Annotated in this window: 14 protein-coding genes and 1 pseudogene; 10 read left to right on the forward strand and 5 right to left on the reverse strand. The window is 71.2% G+C overall.

From position 1 onward, the window contains the following. The first annotated feature begins 154 nt into the window (after positions 1-154). Entirely contained in the window at positions 155-685 is a 531-nt protein-coding gene (locus IEY43_RS00005; protein ID WP_188946547.1) for a putative immunity protein, read from the forward strand. A gap of 29 nt (positions 686-714) precedes the next feature. Here the strand turns inward: IEY43_RS00005 and IEY43_RS00010 are convergent, their stop codons facing one another. Next, complete coding sequence (locus IEY43_RS00010) at positions 715-1,764, reverse strand: tocopherol cyclase family protein (protein WP_188946548.1); 1,050 nt, start codon at positions 1,762-1,764, stop codon at positions 715-717. Between the two features lie 66 nt (positions 1,765-1,830). After that, positions 1,831-2,247 carry a GNAT family N-acetyltransferase gene (locus IEY43_RS00015; protein WP_188946549.1) on the reverse strand — a complete coding sequence of 139 codons (417 nt, stop codon included), beginning with the start codon at positions 2,245-2,247 and terminating at the stop codon, positions 1,831-1,833. Between the two features lie 94 nt (positions 2,248-2,341). Here IEY43_RS00015 and IEY43_RS00020 point away from each other — a divergent pair, with 94 nt between their 5' ends. Next, positions 2,342-3,187: a GNAT family N-acetyltransferase gene (locus IEY43_RS00020; RefSeq protein ID WP_229777199.1), complete on the forward strand. Its 846-nt coding sequence runs from the start codon at positions 2,342-2,344 to the stop codon at positions 3,185-3,187. Next, complete coding sequence (locus tag IEY43_RS00025) at positions 3,184-4,020, forward strand: MBL fold metallo-hydrolase (protein WP_188946550.1); 837 nt, start codon at positions 3,184-3,186, stop codon at positions 4,018-4,020. The genes IEY43_RS00020 and IEY43_RS00025 overlap by 4 nt, the downstream gene beginning before the upstream one ends. 24 nt (positions 4,021-4,044) lie before the next feature. Here IEY43_RS00025 and IEY43_RS00030 read toward each other — a convergent pair whose 3' ends face one another. Further along, positions 4,045-4,338: a DUF4287 domain-containing protein gene (locus tag IEY43_RS00030; RefSeq protein ID WP_188946551.1), complete on the reverse strand. Its 294-nt coding sequence runs from the start codon at positions 4,336-4,338 to the stop codon at positions 4,045-4,047. A gap of 186 nt (positions 4,339-4,524) precedes the next feature. Here IEY43_RS00030 and IEY43_RS00035 point away from each other — a divergent pair, with 186 nt between their 5' ends. Next, on the forward strand, positions 4,525-5,307 hold the full coding sequence (locus IEY43_RS00035; RefSeq protein WP_188946552.1) for an alpha/beta fold hydrolase: 783 nt from the start codon (positions 4,525-4,527) through the stop codon (positions 5,305-5,307). Between the two features lie 37 nt (positions 5,308-5,344). On the opposite strand, the gene IEY43_RS00040 is transcribed toward IEY43_RS00035, so the two are convergent. Continuing rightward, positions 5,345-6,127 (reverse strand): alpha/beta fold hydrolase, encoded by a 783-nt coding sequence (locus tag IEY43_RS00040; protein ID WP_188946553.1) that lies wholly within the window; start codon positions 6,125-6,127, stop codon positions 5,345-5,347. A gap of 47 nt (positions 6,128-6,174) precedes the next feature. Here IEY43_RS00040 and IEY43_RS00045 point away from each other — a divergent pair, with 47 nt between their 5' ends. The 5 genes and pseudogenes from IEY43_RS00045 to IEY43_RS00060 all read left to right on the forward strand — a co-directional run bounded on the left by IEY43_RS00045 (position 6,175) and on the right by IEY43_RS00060 (position 10,399). Beyond that, positions 6,175-7,509, forward strand: a complete 1,335-nt coding sequence (locus tag IEY43_RS00045) for a condensation domain-containing protein (protein WP_188946554.1) — start codon at positions 6,175-6,177, stop codon at positions 7,507-7,509. A 257-nt stretch (positions 7,510-7,766) separates the two neighbouring features. After that, positions 7,767-8,044, forward strand: a pseudogene (locus IEY43_RS18030) (DUF1254 domain-containing protein); the annotation flags it as partial. A gap of 489 nt (positions 8,045-8,533) precedes the next feature. Continuing rightward, positions 8,534-8,890, forward strand: a complete 357-nt coding sequence (locus tag IEY43_RS18035; protein ID WP_229777225.1) for a DUF1214 domain-containing protein — start codon at positions 8,534-8,536, stop codon at positions 8,888-8,890. A gap of 64 nt (positions 8,891-8,954) precedes the next feature. Further along, positions 8,955-9,176 carry a KOW motif-containing protein gene (locus IEY43_RS00055; protein WP_188946555.1) on the forward strand — a complete coding sequence of 74 codons (222 nt, stop codon included), beginning with the start codon at positions 8,955-8,957 and terminating at the stop codon, positions 9,174-9,176. Between the two features lie 137 nt (positions 9,177-9,313). Continuing rightward, complete coding sequence (locus IEY43_RS00060; RefSeq protein ID WP_188946556.1) at positions 9,314-10,399, forward strand: tellurite resistance/C4-dicarboxylate transporter family protein; 1,086 nt, start codon at positions 9,314-9,316, stop codon at positions 10,397-10,399. Positions 10,400-10,445: 46 nt separating this feature from the next. Here the strand turns inward: IEY43_RS00060 and IEY43_RS00065 are convergent, their stop codons facing one another. After that, on the reverse strand, positions 10,446-10,952 hold the full coding sequence (locus tag IEY43_RS00065; RefSeq protein WP_188946557.1) for a mycothiol transferase: 507 nt from the start codon (positions 10,950-10,952) through the stop codon (positions 10,446-10,448). A 94-nt stretch (positions 10,953-11,046) separates the two neighbouring features. Between IEY43_RS00065 and IEY43_RS00070 the strand changes: the two genes are divergently transcribed. Continuing rightward, positions 11,047-11,883 carry a PhzF family phenazine biosynthesis protein gene (locus IEY43_RS00070; protein WP_188946558.1) on the forward strand — a complete coding sequence of 279 codons (837 nt, stop codon included), beginning with the start codon at positions 11,047-11,049 and terminating at the stop codon, positions 11,881-11,883. The last annotated feature ends 21 nt before the right edge of the window (positions 11,884-11,904 follow it).

The following is an 11,904-nucleotide window of genomic DNA, read 5'->3' on the forward strand; positions in this document are numbered from 1 at the left end:
TCTCGATACATCAAGTGTTACCGATGTGGTGATACAGAACTGTTACCCATGTATCGAGACATCACACCACTGCAGGGAAACTGATCCGATTAAAGTGGTGGAAATGGCGGGGGCAGAGAACCAAGCACTGCATGCGGTGTGCGACTCTTGGTGCATGGCATCAATCCAGACCCTGAGCGATACGCAACGACGCATCCTCGCCCGCTGGGCGCTGGCCTGCGCCGAACGGGTGGTACCCCTGTACGACAGCGATGAGGCCGGCCGCCGCGTCATCCAGGAGGCCGTGGCCCGGACCCGCGCCTTCGGCGAGGGAAAGGCAGACACCGCCGATCAGATCCGCAAGCGCTTCGCGGCGGGGAAAGCCGCGAAGTCCGCTGGCACCGCCGCCGGAGCCTCGGCGGCCAGATCGGTGGCCCAAGCGGCGTCGGTCGCGCATATGGGAGCGCATGCGCTGGGCGCTGCGGCGTACGCGGTGAAGGCCGTGGACTTGGCGTGCGAGGACGAGCCGAAGGCAAGCGCCGCAGAAATCCGGTGGCAGGTGCAGCAGCTGGGTGACCGGCAGCGGATGGCGTTGCGCGAGTTGCCGTTGCTGGGGACTGATTTGTCGGGACCGCTGGGACCGGGCTTGCTCTGCACCGGGATCCTGGGCGCCACCATCCGCGCCATCCAGGCCGAACTCGGCTGATCGAAGTGTGCCGGCCTGCGTTGCGCGGGTCAGTTTTCCCGCCGCATCGGAGGTGCAGATTCCAGCGTTTCCCCAAGCCCGCGCCGGCGAAGTTCCTGCCGGGCCCGTGCCAGCCCGCCATGTTCCAGCGCGGCCAGCGCGGTGCTGCCTTCCCAGACCAGCAGCCCATGGCGGCGCACGGTCACTTTCAGCTCACCGGCCAGATGTTCCAGGTCTCCGGGGACATTGCGGTGCTCGCTGGGCAGCGGCACGGGCAGCACGAACGCCGCATCGAGCGGGGCGGAGGCTTCGATATCGATGCGCCAACCGTAGCCGCGGCCGGACAACCGCCACTGCTCGTCGCCGGTGCGCGTGGCCACCGGGCTGATCAGCGGGTTGCCCAGACGGATGACCCGGGCGTCGGGCAAGCGGACAACCAGTCCGGTGACCTCGGTGCGCAGCGGCCCGGCGGTGACCAGGCCTCCGGCGAACGCGACGCAGGCCAGCGGATCCGCGAAGCCCTGGGCCTGGCCCCACCACCAGGAGTCCGGGAAGCCTTCGCGCCCCCAGTTCTTCTCCGCGTACACCTGCGCATTCTCGAACTCCCACACGGAATCTCCCAGCACCGCGGTGCCGCACGCCCTGCCGCCCAGCAGCCACGGGTGCCAGTACTGGTTCAGGCCCGGCACCATCTGGAATACGCTGGAACCGCCCAGCGCACGGTGTGGCCAGGGCAGCGGATCGCGGATCTCCATGTCGAGTCCGGCTCCGGGGCCCAGCTCGAGGTGCAGGCGCTGACCGGTGGCATCGAAGGCCCGCAGGTCAGCGCCGGCCCGGACGCCCAGCCGGTCCGGATCGGTCCAGGCCCCGTCGACGGCGGCGGTCCGCAGGAATCCGCTGGGCCAGGCCGCCAGGCCCAGGGTGGCCCACGGCCCGTCGGGCCCCTGGTTGGCTCCGCACAGTGCGATGACCACGCGCCCGGTGTCCGGGTCGGTGATGCGCCAGAAATAGCCCTCCATCGCGACGCCGTGGTGCGCCCGGAGGGGATGTCCGAACAGCGGATCGGCTCCCGTGGAGCGGTACCGGCGAAGCAGGCCCATGGCACAGTACAGCACAGCCGCATCACAGCTGTCGACGCAATGCTGTCGCGGCCATGCCGCCGGCGGTCAGCCGAACCTGACGAACGCCCTGATGGGATGTTCCAGGTCGCGGATTTCGCTGAAGCCCATGGACCGGTAGAAGGCCAGCTGGCGCGGTTCGTCGTCGGTGATCAGGACCTTCTGCCGGACCTCGTCGTAGGGAAGGAACGCCAGGCGGAACAGCTCGCTGCCAACCCCGGCGCGCTGGTACTCCGGCGCCACCAGCAGGTCCTGCAGGTAGGCGATGGTCAGTCCGTCGCCGACGATGCGCGCCAGGCCGACCAGGCGGCCCGCGGCGCGCGCAGTGGCCACCGACAGCGATGCGGCGATCGCCGCTTCGAGCCGTTGCGGGTCCTGCGTGTAGGCGGTCCATCCGACCGCGTCGTACAGGCCCAGCAGTTCATCGCGCGCCGGCAGCCGGCCGGAATCGTAGGTGATTGTCATGGTCCCATCCTCGCCGCCCGCCTCCCGTGGCGCCACCGAAGGGCATGCCGTGCGGCGGCAGACAAGGACCGGGGGCGTCGGTAGGCTGGGGGCCATGAGCATGCAGTCGTGGAGATACGCGGCGTCGCGGAATGCCGACGGCGAGGGGAACATCAGCTGGAACGTCCGCGAGCTGTACGAGTCCGACCCCGGCAAGCCTCCGGCGTACACCGCCAACGCCATGGGACCGTTCGGGGAAACCTTGCAGGAACTGCGCCACGACCTGCGGCTGATGTACGCCGACGTGCTGCGGGAGGACCTGCCGATCCTGGACCTGACCGGCGGGGAGCCGGTGCTGGTGGCCGCGGCGCCGCAGGCAGAAGCGCCCGGCGGCGGACGCGGCGGGGCCGGGCAGGATCCCGCGGGGGAGGCGCAGGCGAGCCTGCGGCGGCTGCGGGCCTCCGATGCGGGGGACGTGCTGCGTGCCTTCGCACCGGGCACGGGCATGGAACGGCAGGGGTCCGTGGGCTCGCCCCGGGAAGCTGAGCGCTATGTGGCGGCGCTGCTGGAACCGGGCTCGAACCGGCATCCGTGGGCCGTCGTTCTCCAGGACCGGCTGGTGGGCCTGGTGTGCGTGAACGCCGATGCGGCCAATCGCAGCGGCTGGTTCTGGTACTGGATGGCTTCCGAAACACGCGGCCGCGGGTGGACTAGCCGGGCCGCGGCGGCCGTCGCGAACTGGGCGTTGACCGCCCTGGAGCTTGAACGACTGGAGCTGGGCCATAGGGTGGACAACCCGGCTTCCGGCGGCGTGGCCCGGGCCGCCGGATTCATCCGCGAGGGAACCGAACGGGCCAAGTTCCCCATCGACGGGCAGCGCATCGACGTGGCCACCTACGGCCGATTGGCCACCGACCCCTGGCCGGGCGTTGCCGGACTGGCCTTCAGCGAGGAAGCATGAGCGGCGGTGGCTGGAGGGAGGTCGGCCCCGGGGTCTTCCAGCGGCGCTACGACCCGCTGGATGTCTCGGTGGGAGCGGTCATCGGGCCGCACGGGGCGACGATCATCGATACCCGCAACAACCCCGCCGAGGCGCGGGAAATCATGCACGACGTGGCGCGGCGCTTCGGGCAGCCGGTCGTGGCGGTGGTGAACACCCATGCGCACTACGACCACACCTTCGGCAACCAGGTCTTCGCCCGGGCCGGCGTCCCGATCTACGGCCACTACCTGATCCCGCGGCACTTCGAGCAGTTTGAAGGGCCCCGGCTGGACCTCGTTCGCGAGCGGCCCGACCTCGAGCCGGAGATGTCCTGGAGCCAGGTGGAACTGACCCCGCCCACCGCGCTGCTGGACTCCGCGCAGGTCGTGCGTCCCGGGGGACGAGAACTGGAGCTGCTGCCGCTGGGCCCGGGGCATACCGATACCGACCTTGCCATCCGCATTCCGGATGCCGGGGTGTGGTTCCTGGGGGACGTCATCGAGGAATCCGGGCCGCCGATGTTCGGTTCGGGATCCTATCCCTTGGGCTGGCCGCTGGTGCTGGAATCTCTGGCCGAACGCATCCAGGACACCGAGGTGCTGGTGCCCGGGCACGGGGCGCCCGTGGACCGCGCATTCCTGGTCGACCAGGCCGGAAGATTCAGCGCATTGGCGGCGGTGTTGTCGCAGGCGCACGCCGCGGGTGCGACGCTGCAGGAGATCGAGTTCGGCCAAGCCCTGCGCGGCTACTGGCCGGAGGAATTCCTGAAGGAAGCCGCCGCCGACGCGTATCGGCAGCTGTCGGGTTCCTAGCCGGGGCCGGTGGCGGCGCGGCCGTCAGCCTTCCGGCTTGGTGGCGATGCCGTCCAGCCAGAGCGTCTCGGAGTCGTCGCGGTGCACCGAATCCGAGCCGACGTGTTTGGCGCTGATCGTCGGGCCGTTCTGGATGACGTAGACCAGCGCCATCCCGTGGCCCCGTCCCAGCTGGTAATCGTCCTTGAGCCACGCCAGGATCTCGCCGGCCTTCACGCCCGGCTGGTCCAGGCCCTTGGCCGCGGCGAGCTCGACGAGCTGCCGGGGAGTGAACCCGGTCTTTTTCTCGATGGTGTCCAAATAGGCCTGGAACGACATGCGCTGATCCTTTGAACGAAGTGGCTGATGGTCACATTTTGCGCGCGGGTCGGGCCCTTCGGCAAGCGGCCGCGGCAGCTCCCTCCGGCAGCTCCCTCCAGCTGGCCCAAGGCCGGAGGCTGGACGGCGGCCGAAGAACGGCGGACGGCCGTTGTCCACGGCGGCCGGCGGGCGCACCATGGGCCAATGGATATTCCCACGCGAACCACCGTGGTGCACTACGCCGAACACGGATCCGGGGTGCCGGTGCTCGTTCTCCACGGCGGCGGCGTCGACCACCGCGAGCCGCAGGCCTGCTTCGAGCCGGCCTTCGACGGCGTGCCGGGGTATCGGCGCATCTATCCTGACCTGCCCGGGATGGGGCGAACCGCATCCGGGCCGGAAATCGGGGGCGCCGAGGATGTGCTGGAGGTCCTGCTCGACTTCGCGGACCGGGCCAGCGGCAGGGCGCCCTACTTGCTGGCCGGCCATTCCGCCGGGGCCTACTACGCGCGGGCGATGGCGTTGGCCGCGCCGCAGCGGGTCGCTGGATTGGCGCTGGTCTGCCCGTTGCTGCCGGGCGATGCCGAGGTTCCCGAGCACCGGGTCCTGGTGCCCGGGGTCCAGAGCGAAGACCGGGGTTTCACGCAGTATTTCGTCCTCCACACCCGCGGCATGCTGGAACGCTATGAGCGTTTCGTGGCGCCCGGAACGCAACTGGCCGATGCGCAGGCCATGGAACGGATCGGCCGGCATTGGGAGCTGCCCGCTGCGGCGCCTTCCACCTACGAGCCGCCGACGTTGCTGGTGGTCGGGCGGCAGGATTCGACCGTCGGGTTCGCCGGCACGATGCGCGCCGCCGCGGATTTTCCGAACTCCACGCTGGCGGTTCTCGATGGGGCCGGGCACGCCCTGCCCCATGAACAGCCGCTGCTGCTGCGGGCGCTGCTGGTTGACTGGCTTGCCAGGACACGGCGCGGCGCAGGCTGATCCGGGACCCGTGCGACGCGGCATGGCCCGCCGGCGTTCAGCCGGCCCGCCGGGCGACGTCCCGCGCCAGCAGCTGCGGCCAGTCCGCCACCTGTTGCGGTGTCGCGGCCACCTGCAGCTCGGCCTGGGGCAGGATGCCCGCCAGCGCCTGCGCGGTGGACAGCGGATGCCCGGGGTCGCCGGTCCAGGCCAGGATCGTGGTCGGGACCGCGACCCGCGCCAGCTGCGCGGCCGGTGGCAGGTCGCTCAGGGCGGCGCCGCGGTAGATCGAGGGCAGCAGCTCCTCGGCCACGTGGGGGAGCACCTGCGGGTTGTCCGCCGCGGCCGGCGGCCGCGGGGATTCCGGGCCGCGCGCAAAATACTCCTGCAGCCCCAGCGCCTCGATGCCGTCGGCCGTGCGCCGGTAGGATTCGGCCTGCGCGGGACGGGTCTGCCAGGCCGTGGGCGGGAGCATCAGCGTGAATCCGCTGAAGCGCTCCGGTTGGCGCACCGCCGCATGCAGCAGGGTGCCGGCACCCATGGAGGGGCCGACCCCGTGGACCTGTTCGCCGGGAAACCAATAGTCCAGCAGGCGCAGCAGGTCATCGGCCAGCGCCGGCCACAGGTAGTCCTCCGGCACCGGGCGCCCGGTGGAATGGCCGTGGCCGCGGGCGTCGTAGCGCAGCAGCCGCGTGCCGGACAGGGCCCGGCCCAAATCCAGGTTCAGCAGCCGGTCATGGGAGCGGCTGGAGGTCAGGCCGTGCAGCTGCACCACGGGGTGGCCGGCCTCGTCGCTGAACGCCCAGGCGATCCGCGCATTCGGCACGTGGAATTCATGCATCCGCGGCTCCGCTCTGTTCCGGTGGCTTTGCGAATATGATACGTGGTATGCGACTGACCCACATCCAGTATCTGCGCCTGCCGTTCGGCCCGCTGCTCAGCTACGACCTGGACGTGGGCGCGGTGGGGGACCGGCTGCCGGTGTCTTTCGACCAGGCCCGGCACGTGGGGGAAGGCGACCGGCCCGGCTCGTGGATGGCGCTGTCCTTCCGGCTGCCCGGACCCGTGCCGCGCGGCGGGCTCGCGGCCGCCTGGGAGCATGTCGTAGCCCGGCACGGGACGCTGCGCACGGTCTTCACCGCCGGGCCCGGCGGACACGCCGATCCCGCCGGCGCGCAGCTGCACCAGGTGCGGTTCGGGCCCGGCGCGTGGATCGAGCACCGGGTGGAGCCCGGCGAAACCATGCATGCAGCGGTGCAGCGGGTGCTGGATGCCAGCTGCGCGCCCTTCGAACGGCCCGCGCACCGGTTGTGCCTGATCGAGACCGCGGACGGACCGGCGCTGGTGATCGGATCGGACCACTCCCACGTGGACATGTGGTCCATGCTCGTGCTCGCACGGGACCTGGTCGCCGCGCTGGAAGCCTTCGGCGCGGGGGCGGAGCCCGGGGTGGAACCGGCCCCGGATTTCACCGACCACACCCGGTCCCTGGCGCGGCAGGCCCCCGCCCCGGACGGGGTGCGCCGGCGCTGGGCGCAGCTGATAGAGGCCGGCGGCGGGGCCATGCCGCGCTTCGGGCTGTCGCTGGGGGATCCGAGTCCGCAGCCCGAACGCGTGGAGGTGCGCGACGTGCTCGGCACCGCGGCCCTGGCCGACTTCTCCGCGCAGGCCAAGGCGGCCGGGGTGTCAACGCTGGCGCTCAGCGTGGCGATGATGACCGAGACCACCGCCGCGCTGGCCGGGGAACCGCTGCGCGCGGTGTTCCCGGTGCACAGCCGCACCGAGCCGCGCTGGTTCGATGCGGTGGGCTGGTTCATCACCAACTCGGTGCTTGAATCCGCGGACCCGGACCCGCGCGCCTGCGCCGCGGCGGTGAAGGAGGCCATCGCGCTGGGATCCTGGCCGCTGGCGCCGCTGATGGAACCCTTCGGCGGGATGCCGCAGGCGCCGGGCATGTTCGCGGTGTCCTGGCTGGACCTGCGCAGGCTGCCGGTGCAGCTGCCGGCCACCGTGCTGGAGCCGCAGTATGTCAGCGCCGCGATCCGCACCGACTCGGTGATGCTCTGGTTCATCCTGGACGAGGCCGGGGTGCACCTGCGCTGCCGCTACCCGGATACCGGCCAGGCCCGGAGGAACGTGGGCGCCTGGCTGGACGACCTGGTCGAGCGCATGCGCCGCCGGGCCGCAATGCCGGGCGCAGCACCGCCAATCATCAACGATTGAGGATGCGCCCGGGCGCCCGGCGGGGCAGACTGGGGGCAATGATGCCGGACCGCGGGTCCGGCGCGCCGCCTGAAAGGACCGCTCCCATGAGCCCACGCCGTGAGGAACTGCTCGCTTCCTACCTTTACGCCTTCCCGCTGGTCTTCAACCTGGAGCAGGTGGCCCGCTATGTGGCCACCGGCGTCGGCAAGAATCCCGCCGCGCCGTGGAACACCTTCAGCCACGCCCGGTCGCTGGCCGGTCCCGAGGACACCTTCGTGACCATCAACAACGACACGATCTACTCCATGGCGCAGCTGGACCTGGGCGTCGGACCGATCCTGCTTGAGGTGCCGGAGGCCGCCGGCCGCTACTACGTGCTGCAGTTCGTCAGCGCCTGGACTGACAACTTCGCGTATGTCGGGCACCGCGCCACAGGAACCGGCGCCGGGCGCTACCTGCTGGTGCCCCTGGATGGGAGGGCCAGGCCCCGGACGACGCGGTGGTGGTGCGGGTGCCCACGCGCGTCGCCAGCATCGTCGGACGCTGGGCGGTGGACAACGAGGCGGATCTTCCCGCAGCGCATGCGCTGCAGGATGCCACGACGCTTACGCCGCTGGATGCCGCCGCGGTGCCGGCCGGGCTGCCACCGGTCCCCGAGACCGGTGCGCCGGCGCTGGACTTCTGGGCGAAGTTCCGCGCGTGGAGCCGGGAGTTCGCCCCGGCGCCGCGCGATGGGCAGCTGCAGCGCGGCGCCCTGCAGCTGGCCGAGGCCGGGGAGGAGCAGCTGGAGCAGGCCTTCGCCGCCGGCCGGGCCGCCCTGGATGAGCTGCTGGCCTCCGGGGGCGGAAACGCGGTGGTCAACGGCTGGAACCTGGCCTACCATTCCTTCGACTACAACCTTGACTACTTCGAAGTCGGTTCGCTGGACGAAGACCGCTACAAGATCGCCGATCCGCAGCGCCGCATCGCCCAGCGCGCGGGAGCCGCGTTGGGCGGGCTGTGGGGCAACCAGGCCTTCGAGGCCGCCTACACGGCCACCTACGTGGACCAGGACGACCAGCCGCTCACCGGTGCGCACAGCTACCGGCTGCACCTGGACCCGACCCCGCCGGTGGGCGCCTTCTGGTCGCTGACCATGTACGACGTGCCCAACTACTTCCTGGTGGAAAACCCCATCGACCGCTACTCGCTGGGCGACCGCACCGAAGGGCTGCAATTCGAGCCGGACGGGTCGCTGGTCATCCACCTCTCCCACCGGGAGCCGGCCGATGCGAGGGATCGCGCCAACTGGCTGCCGACGCCGGCCGGCGCCTTCCGACCGGTGCTGCGCATGTACGAGCCGGATCCGCGGATCCTGGACCAGGACTACGTGTTCCCGGCGATCACCCGGATCGGCTAGGAGCGCATCCAGGATGCCCGCCGGGGGCTCGCCTCCACGGCGCCCCCGGCTTAAACTGGCACCCATGAACGAGAATGCACGCCCTGCGGGGGACGCGCAGCCCGGCAACGGCGACCGGTGCCGGGTCGCGGCCGGAACCCACAAGGGAAAAAGCGGAACCGTGGAGGACCTGAACACCAGCAAGACCGGTGCGCTCACCCTCACGGTGCGCCAGGAGGACGGCACGCGCTTCAAGACGCTGGCCCGGAATGTCGTTGTCGAAAGGCGGAACCCTGCCGACGGTTGAGGAACGCGCCGCCGGCCTCGCCCGGCAGCACGCATCCGGGCGGCTGGCGGAGCTCTCCGCCGCGCCGCTGCGGCACCGGCGCTAGCGGGCTCGAAAAGGCTCTGTTGTGCGGGGCGTGCGCGTCGTAGGCTGGGCTCATGAGCTCCGACGCAGCGGCGGAATCGACCAGGCACCGGCCCCGGACCCCGGGTGCGGGCGGCGCACTGGAGCACCTCGCCCCGGGATACTTCGCGCTGGTCATGGGCACCGGCATCGTCTCGATCGGCCTGCACGAGGTCGGGGCCCGGGTGCCGTCGCTGGTGCTGCTGGTGATCGCCGCGGCATCCTACGCGGTGCTCTGGGTGCTGTACATCTGGCGGGCGGTGGCCTGCCGCACGGCCATGCTGCACGATCTGCGCAGCCCCGAAGCGGCCTTCGCCTACTTCACCGTCGTGGCGGGCACCGACGTGCTGGCGGTGCGGCTGGCCGCCGAGGGGCTGCTGCGGGTCGCCGCTCCGCTGGTGCTCTTCGCCGCGGCGCTGTGGTTCGTGTTCGGCTACGTGCTGCCCTGGCAGGTGCTGATGACCCGCGACGGCGAGCCGATCCTGGCGCGCACCAACGGCACCTGGTTCATCTGGGCGGTGGCCAGCCAGTCGCTGGCGCTCGGCCTGAGCGTGGTCGAACCGGCCGCCGGGTTGCCCGGGGACGTCGTCGGGCTGCTGGCGGTGCTGTCCTGGTCGGTGGGCGTGGCGCTGTACGCGGGGATCGCGGTGCTGGTGCTGCTGCGCATCGTGCACTTCGGCATCACCGCCCGGCAGTTCGAGCCGCCCTACTGGGTGGCCATGGGCGCCATGGCCATCGCGGTGGTGGCCGGCACCAAGATCGTGCAGATGGACTCCACCCCGATGATCGACGCGACCCGGGTGCTCATCGCCTCCACGGTGGCGGTATTCTGGAGCTTCTGCCTATGGCTGATCCCGATGCTCATCGGCGCCGGGGTCTGGCGCCACCTGGTGCACCGGGTGCCGCTGGGCTACACCCCGGCGCTGTGGTCCATCGTGTTCCCGGTGGGCATGTTCGCGGTGGCCTCGCTGAACCTGGGCCGGGTGGACAAGCTGCCGGTGGTGGAGGCGATCGGGCACGGGGCGCTGGCGGTGGCGGTGCTCGTCTGGGCGCTGGTGTTCGGCGCGATGCTCCGCCACCTGCTGCTGGGCTGGATCCGCGGGCGCCGGCAGCCGGCCTGATGCCGGGTCCGCGCGCGGCCCGGTGCCGGCTGCCGTTCGGCCGCGGCTACTCTCCGCCCGCGGTGACCGCCCCGGCCGCGTAGGCCGCCTGCCCGACGTGGGCGATGGCGTCGTCCAGGATGGACACCATCCGCACCCCGCGGGTGACCTCCGGGGTCCAGCGGCGGTCCACGATCTCGTCGAGCTCCTCCGCTCCCAGGTGCGCCGCGTAGTCGCCCAGCGCGGTCAACGACGCATCCACGTACTCCAGCAGCAGCTGCTGGTCCTCCACCCGGATGGCCTGCGCCTGGGCCGGGGTGTGCCCGTAGCCCATCCCGTCCCCGGCCTCGCCGAGGTCGAAGCGGTCGCGGTAGCGGTGCCACAGCTGTTCGCGGCCGGACAGCGCCGCCAGCTGGATGTCGACTTCCCGCCCGGTGTGCCACAGCAGCCAGGCCACCGAGTTCGGGTGGCCGCCGGGGTGGGCGTTGAGCTGCTCGGCGGTGAGCGCCGGCAGGTTGCGGGCCGCGTCGATGGGGCGGTGGGCCATGCCGCTGAGGATTTCGTTGATGTTCATGGTCGCCATTGTGCTTGATGGACCCGCCGCCTGTCAGCCCCGGGCGGCCGGGGCAGGGGTGCGGGCCGTGCGCGGCGACTGCTAGCGTAGTGCCATGATTGCGCGCAGGTACAGTGAAGTGGACGTCTTTTCGCCGACCCCGTACCGGGGCAACCCGTTGGCGGTGGTGCACGGGGCCGAGGGGTTGAGCGAGGAGCAGATGCAGCGCTTCGCGAAATGGACCAACCTGGCCGAGACCACGTTCCTGCTCGAACCCTCGGACCCGGAGGCCGACTACCGGGTGCGGATTTTCTGCGCGACCCACGAGCTGCCGTTTGCCGGGCACCCCACCCTGGGGTCGGCCTACGCCTGGCGGCAGGCCGGCGGACAGCCCAAGAACCCGGGGCACCTGCTCCAGGAGTGCGGCGCCGGCCTGGTGAAAGTCCGCACGGACGGCGAACTGCTGGCCTTCCAGGCGCCGCCGCTGACCCGCTACGAACCGCTCGATGCGCCGCTGCGGGCGCGGGTCGCCGAGGTGCTGGGCCTGGACCCCGAACAGCTGCTGGACAGCACCTGGATCGTGAACGGGCCGCAGTGGATCGGAGTGCGGCTGGCCAGCGCGCAGCAGGTGCTCGCGCTGGACCCGGACCCGGCGGACCTGGGCCCGCTGTGCATCGGAGTGATCGGCCCGCACCCGCAGGGGCGGGAAACACAGTTCGAGGTCCGCGCCTTCGTGGGCGATGACCCGGTCTGGGAAGATCCGGTCACCGGTAGCCTGAACGCGGGGCTGGGGCGCTGGATGCTGGATACCGGCATCGTCGAGGCGGACTACGTCGCCGCGCAGGGAACCGCGATCGGCTACGAGGGCCGGGTGCACGTGGGCATCGAGGGCGGGGACATCTGGATCGGCGGACAGGTCGCGGCCTGCGTCAACGGCGAGGTCCGCCTTTAGCTGTCCTGTCCGGGGCCGCGG

It is taken from the genome of Glutamicibacter protophormiae, assembly GCF_014647495.1.
In the GTDB taxonomy this organism is placed as follows: Bacteria; Actinomycetota; Actinomycetes; order Actinomycetales; family Micrococcaceae; genus Glutamicibacter; species Glutamicibacter protophormiae.